The sequence below is a fragment of the uncultured Marixanthomonas sp. genome (assembly GCF_963974425.1).
Classification (GTDB): Bacteria; Bacteroidota; Bacteroidia; order Flavobacteriales; family Flavobacteriaceae; genus Marixanthomonas.
Genome location: NZ_CAXBCK010000029.1, coordinates 23,499 through 46,982, shown reverse-complemented (window position 1 = coordinate 46,982; position 23,484 = coordinate 23,499). Strand labels below are relative to the sequence as shown.

General features: G+C 36.8%; 17 protein-coding genes. 6 read left to right on the top strand and 11 right to left on the bottom strand.

What is annotated here, in order from left to right; translation table 11 throughout:
• A partial coding sequence (locus AACZ92_RS09960; protein ID WP_339700543.1) for a GDSL-type esterase/lipase family protein occupies positions 1-365 on the bottom strand: 365 nt, incomplete at its 3' end.
• A gap of 23 nt (positions 366-388) precedes the next feature.
• Here AACZ92_RS09960 and AACZ92_RS09955 point away from each other — a divergent pair.
• From AACZ92_RS09955 to AACZ92_RS09945, 3 genes are all read left to right on the top strand, one after another.
• Complete coding sequence (locus AACZ92_RS09955) at positions 389-1,078, top strand: ABC transporter ATP-binding protein (protein WP_339700540.1); 690 nt, start codon at positions 389-391, stop codon at positions 1,076-1,078.
• 47 nt (positions 1,079-1,125) lie between these two features.
• The gene (locus AACZ92_RS09950; protein WP_339700555.1) at positions 1,126-3,621 is read left to right on the top strand and encodes an FtsX-like permease family protein; all 2,496 of its coding nucleotides are present in this window, start codon (positions 1,126-1,128) and stop codon (positions 3,619-3,621) included.
• Positions 3,622-3,683: 62 nt separating this feature from the next.
• Positions 3,684-4,157: a hypothetical protein gene (locus tag AACZ92_RS09945; RefSeq protein ID WP_339700537.1), complete on the top strand. Its 474-nt coding sequence runs from the start codon at positions 3,684-3,686 to the stop codon at positions 4,155-4,157.
• A gap of 75 nt (positions 4,158-4,232) precedes the next feature.
• On the opposite strand, the gene AACZ92_RS09940 is transcribed toward AACZ92_RS09945, so the two are convergent.
• Complete coding sequence (locus AACZ92_RS09940; protein ID WP_339700534.1) at positions 4,233-4,892, bottom strand: class I SAM-dependent methyltransferase; 660 nt, start codon at positions 4,890-4,892, stop codon at positions 4,233-4,235.
• A gap of 785 nt (positions 4,893-5,677) precedes the next feature.
• Here AACZ92_RS09940 and AACZ92_RS09935 point away from each other — a divergent pair.
• Positions 5,678-6,253 carry a hypothetical protein gene (locus AACZ92_RS09935; protein ID WP_339700531.1) on the top strand — a complete coding sequence of 192 codons (576 nt, stop codon included), beginning with the start codon at positions 5,678-5,680 and terminating at the stop codon, positions 6,251-6,253.
• Positions 6,254-6,269: 16 nt separating this feature from the next.
• Here AACZ92_RS09935 and AACZ92_RS09930 read toward each other — a convergent pair whose 3' ends face one another.
• The 5 genes from AACZ92_RS09930 to AACZ92_RS09910 all read right to left on the bottom strand — a co-directional run bounded on the left by AACZ92_RS09930 (position 6,270) and on the right by AACZ92_RS09910 (position 16,333).
• Positions 6,270-7,472: a helix-turn-helix domain-containing protein gene (locus tag AACZ92_RS09930; RefSeq protein ID WP_339700528.1), complete on the bottom strand. Its 1,203-nt coding sequence runs from the start codon at positions 7,470-7,472 to the stop codon at positions 6,270-6,272.
• Between the two features lie 40 nt (positions 7,473-7,512).
• On the bottom strand, positions 7,513-9,210 hold the full coding sequence (locus tag AACZ92_RS09925) for a T9SS type A sorting domain-containing protein (RefSeq protein WP_339700525.1): 1,698 nt from the start codon (positions 9,208-9,210) through the stop codon (positions 7,513-7,515).
• A gap of 336 nt (positions 9,211-9,546) precedes the next feature.
• Positions 9,547-12,858, bottom strand: coding sequence for a fibronectin type III domain-containing protein (locus AACZ92_RS09920; protein WP_339700522.1), 3,312 nt, complete (start codon positions 12,856-12,858; stop codon positions 9,547-9,549).
• Positions 12,859-12,891: 33 nt separating this feature from the next.
• Positions 12,892-14,376 (bottom strand): T9SS type A sorting domain-containing protein, encoded by a 1,485-nt coding sequence (locus AACZ92_RS09915; RefSeq protein ID WP_339700519.1) that lies wholly within the window; start codon positions 14,374-14,376, stop codon positions 12,892-12,894.
• Positions 14,377-14,680: 304 nt separating this feature from the next.
• Entirely contained in the window at positions 14,681-16,333 is a 1,653-nt protein-coding gene (locus AACZ92_RS09910; protein ID WP_339700516.1) for a tetratricopeptide repeat protein, read from the bottom strand.
• A gap of 363 nt (positions 16,334-16,696) precedes the next feature.
• Here AACZ92_RS09910 and AACZ92_RS09905 point away from each other — a divergent pair, with 363 nt between their 5' ends.
• Positions 16,697-18,166, top strand: a complete 1,470-nt coding sequence (locus AACZ92_RS09905) for a potassium/proton antiporter (protein ID WP_339700513.1) — start codon at positions 16,697-16,699, stop codon at positions 18,164-18,166.
• 192 nt (positions 18,167-18,358) lie between these two features.
• On the opposite strand, the gene AACZ92_RS09900 is transcribed toward AACZ92_RS09905, so the two are convergent.
• The 4 genes from AACZ92_RS09900 to AACZ92_RS09885 form a co-directional block, all read right to left on the bottom strand.
• Positions 18,359-20,035 (bottom strand): SulP family inorganic anion transporter, encoded by a 1,677-nt coding sequence (locus tag AACZ92_RS09900; RefSeq protein ID WP_339700510.1) that lies wholly within the window; start codon positions 20,033-20,035, stop codon positions 18,359-18,361.
• Positions 20,036-20,073: 38 nt separating this feature from the next.
• Positions 20,074-20,553, bottom strand: a complete 480-nt coding sequence (locus AACZ92_RS09895; protein WP_339700507.1) for a hypothetical protein — start codon at positions 20,551-20,553, stop codon at positions 20,074-20,076.
• A 77-nt stretch (positions 20,554-20,630) separates the two neighbouring features.
• Complete coding sequence (locus AACZ92_RS09890) at positions 20,631-22,010, bottom strand: FtsL-like putative cell division protein (protein ID WP_339700504.1); 1,380 nt, start codon at positions 22,008-22,010, stop codon at positions 20,631-20,633.
• Positions 22,011-22,015: 5 nt separating this feature from the next.
• Positions 22,016-22,702 carry a response regulator transcription factor gene (locus AACZ92_RS09885; RefSeq protein WP_339700552.1) on the bottom strand — a complete coding sequence of 229 codons (687 nt, stop codon included), beginning with the start codon at positions 22,700-22,702 and terminating at the stop codon, positions 22,016-22,018.
• A 198-nt stretch (positions 22,703-22,900) separates the two neighbouring features.
• On the opposite strand from AACZ92_RS09885, the gene AACZ92_RS09880 reads away from it, so the two are divergent.
• Positions 22,901-23,419 carry a YetF domain-containing protein gene (locus tag AACZ92_RS09880; protein ID WP_339700501.1) on the top strand — a complete coding sequence of 173 codons (519 nt, stop codon included), beginning with the start codon at positions 22,901-22,903 and terminating at the stop codon, positions 23,417-23,419.
• The last annotated feature ends 65 nt before the right edge of the window (positions 23,420-23,484 follow it).

The window sequence follows — 23,484 nt, the reverse complement described above, 5'->3', positions numbered from 1 at the left end:
TCAATTCGGCTACTACCCCCGGCGGTTGTTTCACCACTTACACCAGAATTAATCACCGTATAATCTAAGCCCAACGAATCAATCTTTTGCTGTAACACACCCGGAAAGGCGTCATTACTATCATCCAATCCATAGCCAGCGGTGATACTATCTCCAAAAAATAGAATGGATTTGGTTGCAGTCTCAGTTGCTACATTGCCTTCCGATTGTTCCGTGGTATTTTGCTCTTCCGTCGCTTTTTCGGTTTTTGTATCGCCACAAGACAAAAGAAAAAATGCTATAAAAAAATAACTAAACTTTATGAGTTTCAGCCTTGATGAAGGTGGTAAATTAAACGGAAAATGATTATCATGTGCGCTGAACATTCGTTATTATTTAAATTAAGATCATGCCAAAGATATTAAAGATTACCGGTTTGGAAAAGACATATACTAGTGGTAACAAGCAATTAACAGTTTTACACGATATTTCCTTCGATGTAGAGAAAGGTCAAACCTTTTCCATTGTAGGACCTTCAGGAAGTGGCAAGACCACCTTACTGGGATTATGTGCTGGTTTAGATGCGCCCAATTCGGGTTCCGTAGCTCTTTGCGAACAAGATTTAAAAAAATTGGATGAAGACCAACGGGCGCAATTACGAAATGAAGAAGTCGGATTTATCTTTCAGAATTTTCAATTGTTACCCACCCTTACGGCACTTGAAAATGTGAGCGTGCCTTTAGAGTTACAAGGTGCAAAAGATGCGATACAGAAAAGTAAGGGTTTATTAGAAAAGGTAGGTTTGGCAGACCGCATTCACCACTACCCTTCTCAATTATCAGGCGGTGAACAGCAACGTGTGGCATTGGCTCGGGCGTTTGCCAACAAACCTTCTATTTTATTTGCAGACGAACCAACAGGAAACCTAGATGCTGAAACCGGCGAAAAGGTTATTCAGTTATTGTTAGATTTGAATAAAGAAAACGGAACCACCTTGGTGATCGTTACCCACGATTTAGAGCTAGCCAATCGTACGCAGCAAATATTAACGCTTAAAGGCGGAAAAACAGTTACCAATCAACCTACCACCGTATTTTGAACAAATTGAAATCCCACAAAAACGTAAATATATTTTGGCTATTTAAAATGGCATGGCGCGATGCCAAAGCCAGCAAAGTGCGCTTACTGCTATTTATGGCATCGATTATTTTGGGCATTGCGGCGGTCGTTTCCATTCAATTATTCAGTACGAATTTAAAGGACAACATTCAGCGCCAATCAAAAACCTTGATGGGTGCCGATTTTATTATCGATGCGAAGCAAATACCAACAAAACGTGCACAAGCAATTATCGATTCGTTGCAGCCGGACGCACGAGAAGTAAACTTTGTATCCATGGTAGCTTTTCCGAAGAGTGGCGGCACTAAATTGGTACAGGTGCGCGGTCTGGAAGGGGACTTTCCTTTTTATGGCAAACTTGAAAGCCAACCTACTGAAGTAGCAGCAACCTATCAAGAATCAGGAGGTGCTTTGGTAGATGCTACGTTAATGCTTCAGTTTAATGTGAAGCCAGGTGATTCTATAAAAGTTGGTGAACTAACGCTTCCTATTGCGGGTGCCTTACAATCGATTCCGGGAAGCTCTGCCATTTCGAGTTCTGTAGCACCACCTGTCATTGTTCCTTACCGATTTATTGAAGCTACAAATTTGTTGCAATTTGGAAGCCGAAAGGAATATCAATATTTCTATAAAGTAGCCGATACGGTAAACTTACAGCAACTTCAAGATAAGCTCGAACCCAAATTAGATCTTGAAAATGCCGATCTAGACACACATACTAGTACAACCGAACGCTTAGGGAGACGGTATGACAACGTGGGAAAATTTCTAAACCTAGCGGCCTTTATTGCCTTGTTGTTAGGTTGTATAGGCATTGCCAGCTCGGTGCATATCTACGTTAAGGAAAAACTAAAAGCCATTGCGGTTTTAAAGTGTATGGGCGCATCCAGACTCCAAAGTTTTCTGATTTATTTGATTCAAATTGCTGGAATTGGAATCATTGGAGGACTTATCGGGTCGATAATAGGTGTTGGTATTCAAGAGTTATTTCCCTATTTACTCAAAGAATTTCTACCCTTTTCCCTTACAATCTCTATTACAGCGCAACCTATCATTATTGGTGTGCTGCTTGGACTATGTATGTCTGTCTTATTTGCGCTGCTTCCCTTATTAAGAACTTGGTATGTATCGCCTTTAGATGTATTACGTGTAGATGAAAAATCATCTCAAGAACCCAGAAAAATTCGCTTTTTGGTATTTGGCGCCATTCTGATATTCCTGTTTTTATTCTCCTTGTGGCTTATTAAAGATGCGCTATATGCATTGGCATTTGTAGGTGGAACCGTTATTACGTTTGCCGTATTAGCAGGTGTCGCTCTGTTTTTTATAAAAATGGTAAAACGTTTTTTTCCGAAGCGATGGAGCTTTACAGCACGTCAAAGTTTACTCAACCTATTTAGACCCAACAACCAAACCGTTGTGCTCGTGGTTGCTATAGGATTGGGAACCTTTTTAATTAGCACCTTGTATTTTACCAAAGATATTTTATTAGCAAAGACAGAAATTGAACAGACTTCGGAAACTGCCAATATGATTATCTTGGATATTCAATCGAAGCAGCGTGATTCGATAGCAGAACGCATTACCAACAAGGGATTGCCAGTGCTTAACACCATTCCTTTGGTGACGATGCGCATGCACAGAATTAATGGAAGATCAGTAAATGAAATCCGCCAAGATACCACACGCCAGATGCGCGGTTGGATTTTAAACCATGAATTTAGAACCACCTATCGTGAGGCCCTTACCCCTTCCGAAGCATTGTTGGAAGGCACCTGGTATTCACAAAAGGAGGCGGGTGATCCTGTATATATTTCCATTTCAGATAATCTTGCTGAAGATGCAAAACTAGACGTGGGCGATCCTGTTGTTTTCAATGTGCAAGGTGTGCTAATGGAAACCGTCGTGGGTAGTATCCGCCAAGTAGATTGGGCACAAATGCAACTTAACTTTTCCGTAGTATTTCCGAAGGGTGTATTAGAAGAGGCACCGCAATTTCATGTGTTTACTACTCAAGTAAAAGACGAACAAGGCTCTGCAGCATTGCAACGGGATTTGGTTGCCACCTTTCCGAACGTAACCATTATCGATCTGCGACAAGTTTATACCTTAGTAGAAGATATTTTAGAACAAGTATCTTGGGTAATCAATTTTATGGCTTTCTTTAGTATTCTTACAGGAATTATTGTTTTGATTGGTTCTGTAAGAACTAGCAAGTATCAACGAATTAAAGAAAGTGTGTTACTCCGTACTTTGGGAGCTAAAAACAATCAGATTTTAACCATTTCAGCATTGGAATATGTCTTTTTAGGCCTATTGGGAAGTTTGGTTGGGATTATATTGGCTTTATTGAGCAGCTTGTGCTTAGCACTATTTGTATTCAAAGAACCCTTTGTACCCTCGTTGATTCCTTTTCTAGTGTTTTTGCCAGGCATAACCCTACTTGTGGTAGCCATTGGCTTAAGCAACATCCAGACCGTATTACGCAGTTCTCCTTTGGAGGTATTGCGTAAAGAGGCGTAACACACAATCTTATGTGTTTATTTTCAGGTATTTGCACTCCTTTTTTGTATTTTATATATACTATGAAATTCAAAAAGCACAATTATCTTATTCCATTACTCATCCTTTCCCTAGCCATTCTATTGCTCGGTTGTGCCGAAACCAAGGAACAACAGAAAAAAATGACCACCATGACCGTAACCGCTACGGCTTATAACTCGGTGGAACATCAAACGAAAAGGGGGAATCCCTCTTTAGCCGCTTGGGGTGATATTTTAGAACCTGGCGAACGTGCTATTGCCGTATCACGCGACCTCATCAAAATGGGACTTGATCACAACGAAGAAATTGAAATCGATGGTCTACCAGGTACGTATATTGTAAAAGATAAAATGAACAAACGCTGGAACAAAAAAGTCGATATCTATATGGGGCTAGACGAAGATGCTGCTCGTGAATGGGGCAAACAACAAATAGAAATTCGTTTCAATAAAAGGGATCGACCCGATGATAAGTTTTCAGAAAATGGACTTGAGAAAACTAAGAACCATAAATAAGACCTACAATTCGCTGTACACGCTGTCAATCCAAAGACTCCAAAACAGACAAGAAGTTTAAAATAATAAAATTAATTAAAATACCCTGTACAAGGTAGTCACTATTCTACCTTTAAAGCCAGGCGATGGAATCGACAACAACTGTTTTGCTTCTTTTACCTTAAAATGAAAAGGCGCTGCTAAAAGATCGACACCACTTTGTTTTTTTAGCCGAATACCCTGTCCTGAAATAATATCGGTATTAGGTTCAAAAGCTACTTCAGGTAGATGTTCGGTGAGGACCACATACTTAAAACGGTATAATTTTCCGACGATAGCTTTAATTTCTGAATTCGATAGATGTTGCAACACCTGTCTAACAATCGCACAATCCCCAGTAGGCAATTCATCTTTGGCAATGTCTAGGGTATAAAAAGTTATATTATCTATTCTGAATGTTTTTTTATTACGGGCAATCAAATCAGGGACAATGTCGATAGCTTTATATTCCTTGGTGAATGGTACCAGTTTCTTCCCCACATTAAAATCACCACAACCCAAATCACAAACCACCGGTGATTTTTTCAACTCCTTTAAAAAAGCTAAAACTACCTTTATATACCTATGTACCACTTCCCTATCATGAGAACCCATGCCAGAATAAAACTCAGTTTTATCTCCACCCCACAGGTTATTTTCATACACCTGTATCATAGCATCTTTGGTAGGCCACGGCTTCTTAGCATATTTTTTCATGGGTATTCTTTAATACTTTGTAAAAAATTTAAATGGTAGAAAATTTTTCTTCTAGTCTATTAGCAATGTAAAAGTACTAAATATCGATCTTGAATTAAAAGACGGTGCCACCCTGAGATTGGCTAGTAACAAGTAACGATTCGGTTTGCTAGAAGGGGTTGACCGGATGATACGAATTCTCCATATTAGACTTTTTTATACAATTACCCAGTATCCCAATCCGTATGTGAACATAAACCAGCTCCTATAACCTATCCAATCCCCACTTCAAATCGCTGCTGTAACCTACTAACTACCAACAACTAAACCCCAAAAACCCACTACTCACGGCTAACTACTCACGACTCACAACTATCTATTAATTATTTCCACATATAGCGTATCTATAGCGTATGTATAGCGTATCTATAGCGTGTATATAACGTATATAACTTAATAAACCGCTATGGCATCTTAAGGGTAGATTGCGAACATCCTTTAGGCGAATAGGGCCCAACTTTCCTAGCAAACAATATTTTAATGTATGTATGAATGGTTATGTCTACTACATATTGAATGGGCCATGGGGGAATAAATAGAATAGGAACATACACCTATCGTTTGGTCGTAAAAAAGGTAGAACCTCTAAGACATATCGGACCATAGCTATCACGTATTTTCTAGATACTAAAAATAAATAGTATAATACCTCAAAAGAGGTCTTTGTAAATCTACCCAATTGTGGGTATTGTTCTAAAACGTAAAAATGAATAGATTGGAGGTCCAAACCAAAACCTACTTGTAGTATGAAAAAATATCTTTTCCTTTGTGCGATATTACTATCTATTGTAAGCTTTAGTCAAAAAGCAGTCTCTGTAGACAGTGATGTGACCGCCTCCTATGTACCTCCCAATTTTATAGGAGCTGATGAAGCATTTGAGGTCTCCACGGGAGCCTTCTTTTTCGATGCTACCAAACGCATGGGAGTGTTCAATGTAGTAAAACAAGAAGATGGCACATTCCAATTTAAATATCTAGGGGAAGAACAGCCAGATGCTATATTTGAAACAGTAAAGGAATTTCTAGGAAATGCTTCTGCTAATATTAAAGACCAAATAAGCGTAGATGCCGAGATGACCTCCCTAGTCGAAAAGTTAGTGACACAACTTACCAATAAATCGAACGCTTTGAATTTTTTACGGAGCTCCTTGTACCGTCTCAATGAAGCATCGTATAATGAAGATATAGAAGCAGAACAATATACCGAACTATATACGCTCATTATTACAGCAGCTACTAAACTACAAGAACAAGAATTGATGTTAATAGATAAAAACACCCCTACGGAGAACCCAATCGCTATCAATACAGAGGAAGAATAACCTAAAAGAGCTGTGCTTATCTCGCAACGGGAGTGTGCAATTGTCTGTATTTTGAGGGGGACATACCGGTTTTCTGTTTAAAAACACGGTTAAAACTGGTTTTGGACTGAAAGCCACAATCGTAGGCAACGCTTAAAAGCGTATATTTTTCGTTGCCGGCTTCAGTCAACTTTTCTTTGACTTCTTTCACGCGGTAGTCATTGATAAAATTATAAAAATTGGTATGCAGATGCTGGTTCAGTAATTCGGATAGCTTTTTATCAGTAATATCCAACTCCGCTGCCAATTGAGAAAGGCTTAAAGCTTCATTTAAATGTGGCTTTTGGGTAACTAAAATGGCGTGTAATTTCTTTTTAAGCCCTTCAATTTCTGTGGCCGTAAAGACATCTAACTGTCGTACCGGTTTTACCGTAGCATCAACCTCTTCTTTTTGGGCGGACGTAGTTGTCGGCGCTACTACCACAGCTTCTTCCAATAAAAAGTTAGGTAATAAAATTTGAGACTGAAACATTCCTTTGTACCCTAATACACAATATAATAATATGAGCGCTACGGCTATAAGCGTACCTATATTCCATGGAATTCTCGGGAAGATGAGTTCGTACACCGAAAAAAGACTATCTATTATTACGATGCCAAACAATCCAATAATAAGATAAGAAATCCACGTCAGATTACTACTTTCTATAAAGGAATAGGTTTGTTCTCGTGCTTTCCGAATGGTTTGCACGCCTTGAAAAGCTATCCAGATATAGCCGAGAAAATAAGCGTTTTCAATTAAATTAATATAATCTGCTACAAGCACGTACTGCTTATGATATGCTGAAAACAATCCAAAAACCATACTTAATGCTACTGGTAGAGAAATAGCAATCCAATACACAAAAAAGGGTGTTAGGTGAAGTAATAATTGTTTAATTACTTTATTCGCGGGTTGAATAAGGGACCGAATGTAAAATAAAAGAAACGGTCCTAATAAAAATCCGGTGCCACTCCCTAATAAAACGGCAATTCCTCCTAAGGAGCGTGATTTATGCAAATAAGCATAGTAATACAATAAAAAAAAGATAGAGTTTATAAAGAAAATCGATAGGAGCTTCTTAGAAAACCCTGTATTTGATTTCAATAAAAAGACAACCAATAGGAATAGAAGGGACATCCCCGCTATTAATATAAAATCCACAAACATTGCCCAGTTTTCCACGCCGAAAAATAGCATATAATTTGCTAAAAAACAACGTGGATTTTTAGATTGTATATTACTGTTTTATAAATCTCAAGCTATTTTTATTGGCTATTGAAAGTAGATAAAGCCCACTTTTTAAATTGTCAACGGGAATGATCGAGTTTTCCAGTACAGTTCCATTCGCTACTTTTTGTCCCATTAAATTATAGATACTGTACGATTCACCTATTAACTTATCTGTTGTATATAAACGTAACTGGGTAGTAGCCGGATTGGGATACGCATATAGGGTATAAAAAGTATGGCCAGGGGTGCTAAGGTTTTCATCCACAAATTTAAATAAGTAGTTATCTCTAAAACCCATACTGGTTACTTCTTCCGTTTCAGTAGGAAGCGGATTTAAATCAACTGTTGTTGCAAACTGTGCTGCTAAATAAGTATTATTTTCCCCATCAATCCCTAGTTGATGGGTATCTATAAAACCGACTCCTCCAAATTGATAGGCACTTACAAAATCCCCATCGGTACTTAAGCTAAGCAAATAGGCTTCAGAAGCGTTTGTAGATTCATTAGAAAGTATAAATTCTTCGGTTGGATCTGGGTTAAAATCGGCAGTACCCCCAAAATAACCAGTAGTATACACTATATCATTAGTTCCTACTGCTATATCATAGGCAAAATAAGCATCATTTGAAACCATATGTTTTGCCCAAGCGACACTACCGTCTGCCAATACCTTTAGTACAAAGCCATTATATGCCTCATCACTGGTAAAGGTATAATCACTACTCCCCGATCCTGGAGCAAAATTAACTGTACCATCAAAATTACCTGTAATATACATATTGTTATTAGCATCATATGCAATAGCATTAACACTTGTATTCCCTCCTTCGGTAAGCGCAATATTCGTTATCGATCCCATTTCATCTATTTGCATCGTGTAGCCTGCAAACCCTGTTCCTATAGCTGTAACTGTATATTCTTCATCCGGTCGGGGGGCTAAATCGGTTGTCCCTTTATAGTAACCTGAAATAAAAAGCGCATTACTACTTTTTATAGAAAGGTCAAGAGCTAAATCTAGATCCGCTCCACCATAACTATAAACATTCATAAAATCACCGGCACTATCTAGTTTTAGTAAAAAAGTATCACTCCCTCCTTGACTGGTTAGTAACACTTCTCCCAGGTTAGGATCAAAATCTACCGTTTCATATAAATACCCTAAAATATATACATTTCCTAATTCATCAACTCCAATTGCTGTTGATTCTTCATAGCCAGTACCACCTATACTCTTTGCCCAGACAAATTCTCCGTCGCTAGTTAGTTTTAGTATAAAAATATCGCCTCCTCCTTGAGAAGTTAATAACCATTCGTCACCCCCCGGGTTAAAATCTACGGTTTCATCATAATAGCCAGTGACGTACACATTACCTTGATTGTCTGTTGTGATACCCGTACCATAATCAAACATACTTCCTCCTACACTTACAGCCCATTCTAACCCCCCTTCCGTATTGGTTTTCTGAACAAACACATCGTAAAACCCGTTGGCAGTAAGGTTAGACTCATCATTGGTAATGTCAAAATCGGCCGTATCTGTAAAATAACCAGTCACATAGCTATTGCCCTCTGCATCCACGTGCATTTTTTTCACAACATCTTCACCGGTCCCTCCAAACTGGCCACCCCATTCATACGATTGTGCAAAAGTGGTAAAGGAAATACAAAAGCAAAAAAGCCATACACTATAGTTTTTAATCATCATAATATTGAAATTTAATTAAGGTTAATTATTAATTTATGAAAAACAAATAAACTCATATAAACCTAATTATATGCTCCATTGGAAGCAGTGACCCTTATTTTCAAATATTCTAAAGGTAGACACATTCCTAAATTCGTACTACAACATACGTATAAACAACTCCTCGTTATACTCCTTCACTTTTCTTAACTATATATCTAAAAACCACAAAAACCAAAGTATTGCCACGAATAGAGGTCGTCTAAGCAATAAAAAAAAAGACTGCTCATAAATAATGAGCAGTCTTGCTTGTTAAAAAAAAAATACAACTAAATTCCAACTTAATTAAAAAGTATACTACTCCTTTAGTAAGCGGAAACTCTTTTTACGGCCATCAATGGTTACTTCCATCAGGTATACACCTGGACGTAACGTTGCCGTATGCATGGTCATATGTGAAGCGCTAGGGGCAGCTTCTTTCATTACTTGACCTAGTAAATTATAGATTACAACATGGTCGATAGACTCTTGTGTTGAAAGCGTCAATTCATTTCCTATAGGATTTGGGTAAAAAGAAAAGCTCGTAAAGCTATCCGTGGCTACTGTTAATTCCATAGTTGTAAATGGGATAGGCCCTTCAAACTCACTTTCTGAATCACCGCTACACAGAGCACGTACGTACACATCATATTCACTATTGGCATTTAAGTTGTCTACTATAATACCCGGATCACCATCGGTATCTATCTTAAAGAAACCTTCTGTAGTAGGATTGAATCCTATTATGCCATATCGAACCTCCCATTCAGTTTCTGTTCCATTTACACGCCAACTTACATCAGCAGTAGTGGTTGTTACATTTGCCACTTCCACATCACTAGGAGCTGGACATGCCATACCATCGTCACGTACTTCTATACAAAAGTTTCCTTCTTCGCCGTTGTAGCCATTAATTTGAACATAGTAGGTTTCCCCTGCTGTAAGATCTGTTAACTGTACAGTAGATAGGTATTCACCATTCCCTGCATCTACATCATCGTTACAGCCTATTTCAGTTCCCATAGTAGTGAGGTTTGTACAATCTGCAGGCGCTCCATATACCGTCATTTGAGTATCTTCCAAATCACTTGCTCCTATATCGGTAGTTACCGTTATATTTCCACTTGCTGGAGCTGTAAACGTAAACCATACTGTGGCATTAGGTATCGGGTTTAAACATGCTCCTTGCGTTTCATCACGTTGTGCCGTTGCCCCTATATTGGTATATGAGTTTCCGTTACAAGCTTGATCTACAACCAAAGGAAGTGCATTACATACATCGTCGTTCACTGGTGGTGCTACCACCGTAGTAAACGTTACTACCTCACTTAAAAAGCTCTCATCGATTGGGTTGCAAATAGCACGAACATAAACATCATAAGTTACATTTGCTTCTAGATTGGTTAGTGTTTCTCCTAACGTACCATCGTTATCAATTACAAAAGTACCTCCTGTGGCTGGGTTAAATCCAGTAGGACCGTATAGGATTTCCCATTCTGGCTCTCTATCACCTGGAGTCCAGCTAACTGCTGCTGAAGTTGGTGTAATGTCATTAACTACTACATCGGTAGGAGCTGCACAACTTGGTCCATCGTCTTGTACTTCAATACAGAAGGTTCCTTCAAAAGTACCATCACCAAAACTTACAAATCCGTTTACTTGCGCATAATACGTAACTCCCGGAATTAAATCGGTTAATGAAACCGTAGATAAAAATCCAGTTCCGGTCGTGCCTCCATCTTCATCACAGCCTATTTCTTCTCCCATGGTCGTAAAATCACTACAATCATCTGGTGCCGTATATATTGCTAATTCACTATCTGAAAGGGTTCCTCCTTCAAAATCGGTTGTTACTGTTACATTCCCACTTGGTGGTGCTTCAAATGTAAACCACACAGTTTGGTCTCCGGCAGCTTCAAAACAACTTCCTTGTGGCTCGTTAGCCTCAAGCGTAGCCCCCACATTGGTAAAGCTACCAGTAGTACAGCCTTCGTCCACTATTAATGGAGTTGCATCACAGATATTATCATTTACCGGACGGGTTTTTAGCGTTAACGGTCCTGTAAAAGCACTGTTTCCATCGCTTCCTCCACATTGTGCTTGCACATATACATTATAAATATGGGCCGGAATAAGGTCTGTTATAGTACTATTAGGGTCGTTGTTTACCTGTAAAGAGGTTCCTTCTGTTTCGGGATCAAAACCAGGCTCACCGTATTTTATCATCCATTCCGTTTCAGCTCCAACTGGAGTCCAGCTTACGTCTGCTGTAGTAGCAGTAGTAGCGTCGGTTATTAAATCAGTTGGTTTAAAACAAGATGGAGTTTCGGTAAAAGAAATATCATCTACTGACATATAAAATGGAAAGAAGCCACCATTTAGTTTTCCTTTAATTCCAATATATATGGTTTCGGAACGTGTTGCAGTGAATGAATTGGTTACTTCTTGATAATCACCACTGGTTATTTGGGTAACGGGTACTATCTCTTCCGTCATAGCACTGGCCGTATTAGAAGTTCCATACTTTACTGAAATCTCTGCTCCAGCTGAATTACTTTGTCTTGCATATAACGTAAAGGTATAGTTTACACCGGTTTGCACTGACACCGGATAATACATCCACGTTTCGCTTCCATAGGCCAAAAAGATATTCCAATCGCCCGTACGCGGTGCTCTATCGTTATTGGTAATGGAGGAATTTGTTTTCCAATACGTATTACTTAATAGCTCTTGAGACCAACACCCATCCAACTGATTTCCATCGGCATACCCACTTTCAAACCCTTCGTTAAAAGGAGTTCTAGCTGGCATACAAGGAGTTACTACTTGTAAAGGCCCAGCCTGTTCGCTTTCATCTGTTCCCCAAGCACATATTCCTTTTATATATATATCATACGTAGCGTTTGGTGTTAGGTTAACTAAAGTAGCAGCAGGTGTACCTGAAACTACAAGTGTTTGTCCATCTCTTTCTGGATCAAATCCTATTTCTCCATAGGTTACCGTCCACTCGGTTTCGTCTTGTCCTTCATTCCAACTAACATCTACCGAGGAAGCGCTTATATTCGCAGCCGTGATATTTGAAGGTTTTGGACAACTAGGTAAAGCAGTAACCGAAAATTCATCAACATATAATTGGAATGCTGGTGGACTTGTTGCTACTATCGCTACATATACATCTTGTCCTGTATAAGAGGCAAGACTGTAGGTATAATTTATATACTGCCCTAGATCATCTACATCGGCAATAGTGATTTCAGACCCTAATACTACTGTAAAATCGGACGGTCTAGTTCCTGTAGTAGATAATTTAACGTCGAAGGTTTCTGGGAATGCAGTCCCTGTACCTCCAGCATAAAAAGAGACTTGATCTGAAATACCAGCTTGTACTGTAAACTGAGGACTAATTAAATAATCGTCATGTGGATTGTCTTCATAATTAATGCGAACTCCACCAACACCACGGTAGCTATGAGCAGTTTGATGTTGCCACGTTCCTCCTTGACCATCATTATCATCTATCGTCCAATCGCGTGGGATTTCAGTATCAAAACTTTCTAAAAATTGAGCTGAACTCTGCCAAGTAGTCAAAAGGAGTACTATAACAAAGGTTAAAACTGTATTATTTTTCATTCTTTTATCTTTTTAACTTACTGTTTACCTCAATTAGTTTTTAAGCACTTTTTGATTAACTTTTGAACCGTCTTCAAACGTTACATTTATAAAATAAACCCCACTGCTATAGCTTGATGTATTTAATGTTATATTGTTTTTGTTTACTGCATTAACTTCTTGCACTAATACGCCACTTATAGTATAGACCTTTAGTTGATGTATTGCATTGTACTGACTTTCTATATGTAAGTTGTTCTGTGTTGGGTTAGGATACAAGCGAATTTGATTAGCAAGCACTTCATTATTTTCTCCACTTAATAAAGTTGGATCTTTAAATATATAAGCCGCTCCTGCATCTCCCATTTCGTTATCTCCATTTACATCATGATCTTCTCGTGGTGATCCCACAATTACTTGATCTTCATACATAGCTACGCACCATCCATAAAAATCTTCTTCGCCTGTATCAACACCTTGTATTCTTTGATCTTCTACCCATGTACCTGAAGAGGTTCTTTTATACATAAAAACTTCCCCCACTTCATTACCATAAATATGTGGTGCTGACACCATAATCATATCTTCTTGAATATCGGTAGACCATCCAAATTGAGTTCTATCTGATGTAGGATCGCTCATTACTATTTGTACTTCTTCCCAGATTCCTTCTGAATTTTTTTCAAATATGTAGGCTTTACCTAATTCGTCACCTACACCATAAGCCCCTATAACCATTTGATCATCTAAAATACTAATAGAATTTCCGAAGTAATCTTCTGATTCTCCATCTGATGCTGCTACTGTTTGGTCATATTCCCATATACCCTCATTATTTTTGGTATACATAAAAACAGCACCTTTAAAATCATTAACCTTATCGGATCCGACTGCTAATTGATCTCCCGATATTGCCACTCCTATTCCAAACGCCTCTGGGGATTGCGGGTTAGGAGCCATTATCTTTTGTGTTTCTGTCCAAATACCTTCTTCCTCAGTAAATATATACACAGAGCCTGTCCAAGCATTCTCTCCAGGCGCTCCTGCCACTATGGTATTATTTTCTGTGGCTAGGGACGTAGGATTCATCCCCATCTTGGCATCACTGCTATAATCTGAAGCAATTAACTTTGAATTTAATTCCCAAACGTTGTTATTTTGCTCGTACACATATAATGCGCCGGCACGGATAACACCTTCTACATCGGCTCTTCCTGCTGCAACCACTACGTAGTCATCAACGAATGCTGATCCACCGCCATATTCTGCTCCATTATTAGAATCGGTTGCGGCTAGTTTTTGCATAAAACTCCATTCGCCCTCATTGTCTTTTGCATACATATATGCAGCTCCTGACGCTCCATTTTCTCGTGAAGCTCCTACAATAGCAAAATCTTCATTTATCGCCACAGAGGTTCCGTATTCAGCTCGGCCTTCTCTGTCTTCACTAACCACTTTGGTCACTTCTTCAAATTGAGCAGTTCCTGTTACACCGGCTAGAAGACATAAAAGCACAGTAATCGTCTTTGTAGTATTCATCTTTATCATATATTTAAAATTTATAATTGGTTACATATTTGGTCAAAAGAAAATAGGGGTGCCTAAAAAAGAATCGAAAATGATAGTTCGATTAAAGTAAATAACTATAAAGTAAAAAAGTATGTTTAGACACGCAACTATTAAGAAGCAAAAGAAACCTTTTCACCTTTTTAAACACTCCCTGCTTTTCTTCTGATTAACAAAAAAATTACTTATTGATAAATATAGAAGTCAGTTGTATGTTTTAACGAAAAATAACTTGGACATTTCGTGACATGTATAAAATAAAAGGTGACAAAATCAATTAAATAGCTGAAAGATAGGCTTGAAGAGAAATATGTTCTGGGACGTCCATTTTTTTGGAAATACGCTCTTTTCGTTTTCGACAAGACTGAGAAGTAATGTTTAATAGCGATGCTATTTCCTTATAACTTAAATTCATATATATAAATGTTAAGAATCGAATGTCGTTAGAAGTAAGTTTTTTATGTTTAGCCATGAGCCTCGTAAGAAAACCACGATTTAGCTCTTCAAAATGAGTAAAAAAACTATCCCATTGGGTGTCATTTTTAAGATGCGCTTTTAAATCGTTTATTTGAGTTTTAAGTCGGGCATCATTGGCTATTTTCACATTGCTAGATAAAGACTGCACCACCTCTTCTATCAATTCGTTTTTGCTGGCTAGAGACATAGCTTTGGCCGTTAACTCTCTGTTTTTTCTTTCTAATTCGTTTTTTAGGCGCTCTTTTTCAAGTAACACCATAGCTTCCTTTTGTTGTCGCTGCCTTTCTTGTAGCAAATGGTCGCTTTTCTCTTTGGCTAATTCAAGCTCTACGATTTTTTTTCGCTGTTTATGTTTAAGTGCATTATTTTTATAAAGCCATATTAGGAAGCCCATTACGATAACAACGCCAATAATTAATTTGTAAAAAAATTGTTTTTCTTGTTCTCTAATTTTTTTACTCTCTAATAATTCGTACTTGTAGTTTTGAATTTGGAGTTTCACTTTTTCACTTTTAAAAAGCGCCCCATTTTTTTTTGCATCAAGTGAATCTGAAGCAATTTGCACTGAGTCTTTATAGGCCATGGCAATAGGAAGCACATCCTTCGTTGGATAGAGTGTGGAAATACGCTCATAAATCTCAATACGTCCTTCAATATTTTGTTGTTCTCCTCTTGCTATTAATGCGTACTCTCTAGCTTTTTGATACTTATTTTGTTGCTTATATATGTTGCTAATTATTAATAGTAGTGTGATTTTAGAATTTACTGTAGCGCCTTCTGCAACAATAGAAAGGTTATCTAATTGCGGCAATGTTCTTAATGCTAATCTTTCAGCTTGTACTAATTGATCTCTTAATAGCAGGTTTTCAACTCTCGCAATTTTTGCTAATAAGATTACATTCTTTTTTTTATCTAATAAAGGTTCCGCTTCTTCTATATAGGCACTAGCAACATCAACTTTTCCCATTTCATTAGCTAGTAATGCTAAATTAACAGCGCAAGCTCCTATTTGTTCTTTATCTCCCAATTCTTTAGCAATGGCATATGCTTTTAAGAAATATTCTTCTGCCTTTATGGGATCTTTTTCCTCTATATATAATACACCTATATTATTATACACAGTCTTTTTTTGCCGAGCCTCCAGATGGTTTATGGCTATTTCATAGGCTTGTAAATAATACTGCAACGCCTCTCCATAGTCCAACATCATATAATAATTAGTACCAATATTTAATGTTGCTGTGAAGGCTTGTAAATACCATCCTTCTTGAAGGGATCTTTCTTTTGCAGAAAACAACTCTTCAATAGAAAGAAGGTGTTTCTTTTTGGACATATACTCTACCCCTAAATCAATACGCTCTATAACTTCCGATTTAGTTTCGCTTTGAGCGATGAGCCCCAATGGTAGCATTAATAATAACAACAGAAAAAGAAGGGAATAATATGCTCGCATTATTTCATAAAAAGTTACTAGATTCAGCTAAATAATAATGTCCTTTACTAAAAAATGATAAATATATTAAATTAACATGCAAGAACGCCTAAAGCCTTTTAAAGAAAAATTATTAATCTTTGTAACCTTTACACATCTATTTTAACTTTTAAAAGTAACAATCTGTTTATTAAAAATTTAAACAATGATATGCAGTCTATTATCTTCCTAAACCTATTGAAACCTTATTAAAAACAGAATCGTTAAAATAAAAGACCTTTCACCTTTAGCATAATGAAATAAATCGCCTTAACTACCAATCCCAAGCTAATCTTCTCTAATAAATAATATCTTTGCACGAACTGTTACTGAAATGCCAACCCCATGAACTTAACTATTGAAAATATTGTATTAGTAGGTTCCCTCTTACTACTTATTAGCATTATCGTAGGAAAAACTTCCTATAAATTCGGGGTGCCAACTTTATTACTCTTTTTAGCAATAGGAATTTTAGCAGGTTCAGAAGGCATTGGAAGTATTCGTTTTGACGATCCAAAAACGGCACAGTTTATCGGTATTGTTTCACTTAACTTTATACTCTTCTCTGGGGGGCTAGACACCAACTGGAAAGCGGTTAAACCTATTTTACGGGAAGGTATCGCCCTATCTACCCTAGGAGTCTTGCTTACAGCATTATCCTTAGGGACCTTTGTATGGCTGTTAACCGATTTTACAATCTACGAAAGTATGCTTTTAGGCTCCATTGTTTCATCTACTGATGCTGCAGCAGTTTTTTCCATTTTACGATCTAAAAGTCTTGCCCTAAAAACTAACTTGCGTCCTACTCTTGAGCTTGAAAGTGGTAGTAACGACCCCATGGCTTATGTATTAACGCTTGCTTTTTTAACTTTAGTAATTAACCAAGATCAAAGTATCCTTTCCATTATTCCCATGTTTTTACAACAAATGATATTAGGAGGTGTTGGCGGATTTGTATTTGGAAAGGTTAGTAAGTTTATTATTAATAAAATCAAACTAGATTTTGAAGGGCTGTATCCAGTTCTAGTTATAGCCTTAATGTTCATCACCTTCTCTGCAACCGATTTTCTAGGCGGGAATGGATTTTTAGCCATCTATATTTGTGCCGTCTATCTAGGAAACCAAGATTTAATTCATAAAAAGACCATATTAAAAATGTACGATGGGCTAGCTTGGCTTATGCAAATAGTACTATTCCTTACCCTTGGATTGTTAGTCTTTCCAAAACAGGTGATTCCGTTTATGGGTATTGGGTTACTTATCTCGTTATTTTTAATTTTTATCGCACGCCCTATAGGAGTTTTTCTAAGCTTAATATTTTTTAAAATGAAAATGCGTAGAAGGTTCTATATCTCTTGGGTGGGCTTGCGTGGAGCGGTACCAATCGTGTTTGCCACCTATCCCCTTTTAGCCGGAATTGAAAAAGCTAATATGATTTTTAATATCGTGTTCTTTATATCGGTTACTTCCGTACTATTTCAAGGCACCACTCTTTCTATCGTTGCAAAATGGTTAAATGTAGGTTTACCAGAAACCGCCAAAAAATTATCGGCTACAGATTTGTTATTGTCTGAAAACCCAAAGGCCGAAATGAGAGATTTTACTTTAAGTCCCAATTGTTATGCGGTTGATAAAAAAATAGTAGAATTAGGATTTCCTAAGAATGCCATTATCGCAATGATTAAACGAAATGGAAGCTATATAACCCCTAATGGGTCTACTATATTAGAAGCACAAGACAATTTGATTGTACTAGCCGATCGGATTGAAGTGTTGGACGAAGTAGAACAAAGCTTGACTTCCCCTACTTCATAATAACAAAAAGGTTTTTACATCTATTAAATACCTGAGAATGATTACAAATATTCGTTGAGGGTTTCATCTGTATTAAAGCTATTTATACTGCTTAATCCCTTAAAAAACAAAGACCGATGACCCAACCAACTAACTTTGGTTTGCCACCGGCCTTTTTTAATACAATTGGGCATTGTATATTTTGTTCACTATTTATACCATTTCTAGCTCTTTTACCTTTAATATATTAGATGGTATTTTATTACCATTGGTAATTTTTGTAGGTGAAATAAGGTCGCCATTATCTGTTACAATAGAGGTTACATAAGAAGTAGAGTTTTCAACTTTATACTCCTTTCTAAACCCGATAAGATCGATTGTTATTTTTCGTTCCAAAGCCCCTTCATCTACAAACTCTTTAATGAGCTTCAACACATCATGATCAATATATACGGTATTGGAAGCATCAATAATAAGAGTACTATTTTCTGGTAAATGGGCAAAGGTTTGTTTAATCGCTGCTTTGTTTAAAAATGAAACTTCCTGCGCCAATTCCATATGAATGGTTTCACCCTCTTTGTGTTTATCTTTTTTGAAAAAATACGCCAACTTTACATTTCCGCGTAAAATAAAGTAGATGCTTACGGCTAGTCCAATTCCTACACCAATTAATAAATCGGTCATTACAATTGCAACTACAGTCACCACAAATGGGATAAACTGAAACTTTTTACTGTTGCGCCACATATGAACGAATTTTGCCGGACTCGCTAATTTATATCCAATTACAAGCAATACTGCGGCTAGGGATGCTAAAGGAATTAAATTCAATAAAAATGGAATTGCAAGTACTGCAGCCATTAAAAATATACCGTGTGAGATTGCTGCAATTTTAGTTCTACCGCCAGAATTTACGTTTGCTGAAGTTCTAACAATTACAGAAGTTATGGGAATCCCACCTATCAAGCAACTTAGCATATTACCAACACCTTGAGCCTTTAATTCTCTATTCGTATTTGTATATCGCTTTAAAGGGTCCATTTTATCTGCTGCTTCAATACACAACAAAGTTTCAATACTTGCAACTGCAGCAATGGTAATTGCTACCACCCAAATATCTACATTGGCTATTTGTGCAAAGTCTGGTATGCTAAACTGTCCTAAAAATTGATTCATCGATTCTGGCACTGGAAGGCTTACCAAATGATCTTGACTAATAACTAATGATGAACCCGTTGCTTTAAAAAACTCATTAATAGCCACTCCTGCCAGTACGGCTACTAATGCTCCAGGGATCGATTTTAACCTTTTTAAGAAAGGTACCTTTAAAAAAGCAATTAGGATTGCCAATGAAACCAATACCACCATCACCGCTCCAGGGTGAATGTAATTAATAGTATCTGCCAACACCGTAAAAATTTGATGTTCTCCTGCTGCATTAATGGCAAAAAAATCACCTTCATGCATTTCATCATATCCAAACGCGTGTGGTATTTGCGATAGGATGATAATAATCCCAATAGCAGCGAGCATCCCTTCAATTACATTAGAAGGTAGATAATTGGAAAGTACACCTGCTTTTAAAAACCCCAACAATAATTGCATGGCTCCCGCTAAAAGTCCAGCCAATAAGAACGCTTCAAAAGAACCCAAGCTTGCAATGGCTGCTAAAACAATAGCCGACAACCCTGCTGCCGGACCAGAAACACTTAATTGAGACCCACTAAGAGCCCCTACTACAATACCGGCAACGACACCAGAGATGATTCCGGAAAATAAAGGAGCACCACTAGCAAGGGCAATACCCAAACACAAGGGTAGCGCGACCAAGAAGACTACTAGTCCCGATTTAATATCGGATTTTAAATATTTAGTTGTGAAATTTTTCATAGCTATAATAAATTGTATGCGTTATTTTTTATGTTGTTTTAGCTAAAAAGACTGCTAAATGAATATTTTTTATGGGATAATTCCGTATCTATTTCTGCTGGAACTTCTACGACCTCTATAGCATTCTTTTTTAAGAGTTTTGTTGTATCAAACCACTTAAAGCCGGGGTATTGCAGTACTTTATCTTTAGGGATAACTGCATTTTCTGCATCCAGTTTTTCCATAAAATTTTTAAAGGCGATGGAGTTCAAGCCGGTAAAAAGTTCACAAGTTATTGTGTCTATGGACTGCTTGTGTTCGACAAGTAGACGTTGTTTAGTTTTTACAAATTCATCTGTAAATTGTTTACGTATTTGTTCTCTTGAACTAAAGTGCGTTATACCCCATCGAGTATTTGGCAACTTATAACCTGCAATTAAAATAATATCCAACTTTGTGTTTGGAAAATTTAAAATTGCGTATTCAACAAGTTGTAATGATTCAACAGTGAAATCTGTAGGAATAAGTATTTTTCTCATCTTTTCTAACTTTTCAGCAAACATAGTTACAGAAGGTTAGAGCCATATAAGAGTGAAATTAGAACAAGATTAGAATTTTAAGAATGGTAAGTGTTTTTATTAAGGAGCTTAATTTTTACTATTGTTCCTTTGTTTACCTGGGAGAGTACACGTATTTCTCCAGAATGCATTTTTATAATACGATAGGCTAGCGGGAGACCAAAACCAAAACCTTCGATACCTCTAACATTTGAGGCACGAAAAAAGGGCTCGTATATATTTTTCAATTCATCTTCTGGAATGCCTACGCCTTCATCGTTTATAGTAACTAAAATATAATCGGAATCGGAAAGTATCTTTAAGTTCACTACTTTATTATCTGAAAACTTACAGGCATTCTCTATAATATTACTTAAAGCTACATGTAATAGGGATTCACTCCCCAAAATTGTGATAGCATCTTCATTTTCAGGTAGCTCTTCAAAGTCTAATTTTATTTTATTATTGGGAATAGCTACATCAAGACTTTGCTTAATATTCAAAATTAATTCATCCACTCGAATGGCATCTATTACAAATCCTTTTGAATCAAAATCAGTTTTGGCTAGTTTTAAAAGGCCGTTTACTAAAAAATCTAAACGTGACGCCTCAAGGTCTATACTTTTAAGTATTGCGTGGTACTCTTCAGGGCTTCTTGCTTTAATAAGCGCGACCTCGGTTTGCCCTAATATAGCAGTAAGCGGATTCCGCAGCTCATGAGATGCATTATTTATAAAGTTACTTTGAAGATCAAAAGATATTTGTAATCTATCCAGCATATTATTGAAGGTACGAGATAGTTCGGCAAGCTCATCTTTTCCGGTAGCTGTTTTCAAACGCAAGGAGAGGTTTTCCGCCCGAATGGAATTAACCTCTTCTGTAATTTTAGAAATAGGGCTTAAAGCCTGCTTGGCGTAATATCTTCCTAAAACATAAATAAACACAATACTTACAAAGAAGGCTATGATGAGGATGTTTCTCAAGTTGTCTAGCTTTCCGAAGCCATATAAATCTGTGGCAGACAACACCACAATAAAATCACCTTCATTATCATGATAAAGCAAGCCAGTATAGTAATAATCACCTTGTTTTAATTCGGTATATTGATTAGAAAACACCTTTTTGAAAAAGCTTTCTGGGAGGGTTTTATCAAACTCTGTTAAAGGTTTCTGGTTTTCTGCATCGACAGGATAAATAACCTCTTCTTCATTGGGTAAGGTTTGCAAGTGTCTAATTCTAATATCATTGTAAATATCATCATTCAGCTCATCTTCATCTAAATAGGCCTGTGCTGCAATAGTTGCTCTTTGACTAAGGCGTAAATAAAATTCATTTTCGGTGTATTCCTTTGAAAAGTAATAAATAAGAATAAAAACTCCACTTAAAAACAAACTGGTTAGTACTATAAAAACAGAGGTGATTTTTGTTCTTAACCGCATATTTTTTATTCTTTTTTTAGAATATAACCCATACCGATTACTGTATGAATTAACTTTATTTCATAATCTTTGTCTATCTTGTTTCGCAAATAGTTTACATATACATCTACCACATTTGTCCCCAGATTAAAGTTAATATCCCATACATTTTCAAGAATATCTACACGACTAAGAACCCTATCTTTATTTATTAATAGGTACTCTAATAATCTGAATTCGGTAGAGGTTAATTTTATTTTATTTCCCGCTCTTTTAACAAACTTGGCATCCATATCTAACTCTAAGTCTGCTAATTTCAAAGAATTGCTACATCGCACAAGCGCTTGTTTATTTCTAGTACGAGCACGTATTCTAGCCAACAATTCAATAAACTTAAAGGGTTTTATTAAATAATCATCTGCTCCGGCATCCAAGCCTTTCACTATATTATCTGTAGTCCCTAAAGCAGTAAGCATAATGATGGGTAGACTTTCATTTCCGATCTCTCTAATTTTTTTTGCTACTTCCCTACCGTCCATTTTCGGTAAAATGATATCTAAAACAACTAAATCTATATTTTTTTGTTGTAATAACTCTAAGCCTTGTATTCCATCATAAGCCACAAATACTTTATATCCAGATTCTTGTAAACCTTGACTTATAAATGCCGCTACATTGGGCTCATCTTCTATGACTAATATTTGCTTTGAGATAGTAATTGTTATTTTTAAAAAGACCTTAAAGATAAGGTTTTTAACAATTACCGTTTTCTGTAGATGTTAGAATTAGATTAGAATTTTCCCAACCTTTAATGATTTTTTGTCAAAATGAATTGTTATACTTTTTTTAAATACACTCTCTGCTCAAATCTAAATAAATACCTTTAAGGATTAACCAAAAATCAATCATTCATGGAAAATTGGATTACTGTAGCACCCGGTGTATTAGGAAAAACAATACTTTCAATTCTACTTATTTTTACTGCTATTATTATCATTACCCGTATTGCCGGGTTGCGAACCTTTTCAAAAATGTCAAGCTTTGATTTTGCTGCTACAATTGCCATTGGGTCAATTTTAGCATCAATTGTATTGAATACCGATCAATCCCTAACTAAAGGCGTTATAGCTTTAAGTGGTATTATAGCTTTTCAATCAGTATTTATGCTCTTAAAACGAAAGTCTCATTTTTTTCAACAACTAACTACTAATGCTCCGTTGTTACTGATGAAAGATGGGATTATTATTTATAAAAATTTACAAGCATCTAATATGGGGGAAGACGATCTCATTGCAAAGTTAAGGGAAGCAAATGTATTTAATTTAAACGAAGTACATGCCGCTATTTTAGAATCTACGGGAGATGTATCGATACTGCATACCGATGACGATAAAGAACTTCAGGACAAGATATTACAAGGCGTACAGTAATAAAAAGTAATAGCTAATAGTACCTTATACATTTTTAACGGAATGTTTTTTTTTATAAAATAGAA

What these genes read in the sequence shown, in the direction of transcription:
- AACZ92_RS09955 (WP_339700540.1), top strand. Translation starts at nt 389, where the DNA reads ATGCCAAAGATATTAAAGATTACCGGTTTGGAAAAGACATATACTAGT.
- AACZ92_RS09950 (WP_339700555.1), top strand. Translation starts at nt 1,126, where the DNA reads ATGGCATGGCGCGATGCCAAAGCCAGCAAAGTGCGCTTACTGCTATTT.
- AACZ92_RS09945 (WP_339700537.1), top strand. Translation starts at nt 3,684, where the DNA reads ATGAAATTCAAAAAGCACAATTATCTTATTCCATTACTCATCCTTTCC.
- AACZ92_RS09940 (WP_339700534.1), bottom strand. Translation starts at nt 4,892, where the DNA reads ATGAAAAAATATGCTAAGAAGCCGTGGCCTACCAAAGATGCTATGATA.
- AACZ92_RS09935 (WP_339700531.1), top strand. Translation starts at nt 5,678, where the DNA reads ATGAAAAAATATCTTTTCCTTTGTGCGATATTACTATCTATTGTAAGC.
- AACZ92_RS09930 (WP_339700528.1), bottom strand. Translation starts at nt 7,472, where the DNA reads ATGCTATTTTTCGGCGTGGAAAACTGGGCAATGTTTGTGGATTTTATA.
- AACZ92_RS09925 (WP_339700525.1), bottom strand. Translation starts at nt 9,210, where the DNA reads ATGATGATTAAAAACTATAGTGTATGGCTTTTTTGCTTTTGTATTTCC.
- AACZ92_RS09920 (WP_339700522.1), bottom strand. Translation starts at nt 12,858, where the DNA reads ATGAAAAATAATACAGTTTTAACCTTTGTTATAGTACTCCTTTTGACT.
- AACZ92_RS09915 (WP_339700519.1), bottom strand. Translation starts at nt 14,376, where the DNA reads ATGAATACTACAAAGACGATTACTGTGCTTTTATGTCTTCTAGCCGGT.
- AACZ92_RS09910 (WP_339700516.1), bottom strand. Translation starts at nt 16,333, where the DNA reads ATGCGAGCATATTATTCCCTTCTTTTTCTGTTGTTATTATTAATGCTA.
- AACZ92_RS09905 (WP_339700513.1), top strand. Translation starts at nt 16,697, where the DNA reads ATGAACTTAACTATTGAAAATATTGTATTAGTAGGTTCCCTCTTACTA.
- AACZ92_RS09900 (WP_339700510.1), bottom strand. Translation starts at nt 20,035, where the DNA reads ATGAAAAATTTCACAACTAAATATTTAAAATCCGATATTAAATCGGGA.
- AACZ92_RS09895 (WP_339700507.1), bottom strand. Translation starts at nt 20,553, where the DNA reads ATGAGAAAAATACTTATTCCTACAGATTTCACTGTTGAATCATTACAA.
- AACZ92_RS09890 (WP_339700504.1), bottom strand. Translation starts at nt 22,010, where the DNA reads ATGCGGTTAAGAACAAAAATCACCTCTGTTTTTATAGTACTAACCAGT.
- AACZ92_RS09880 (WP_339700501.1), top strand. Translation starts at nt 22,901, where the DNA reads ATGGAAAATTGGATTACTGTAGCACCCGGTGTATTAGGAAAAACAATA.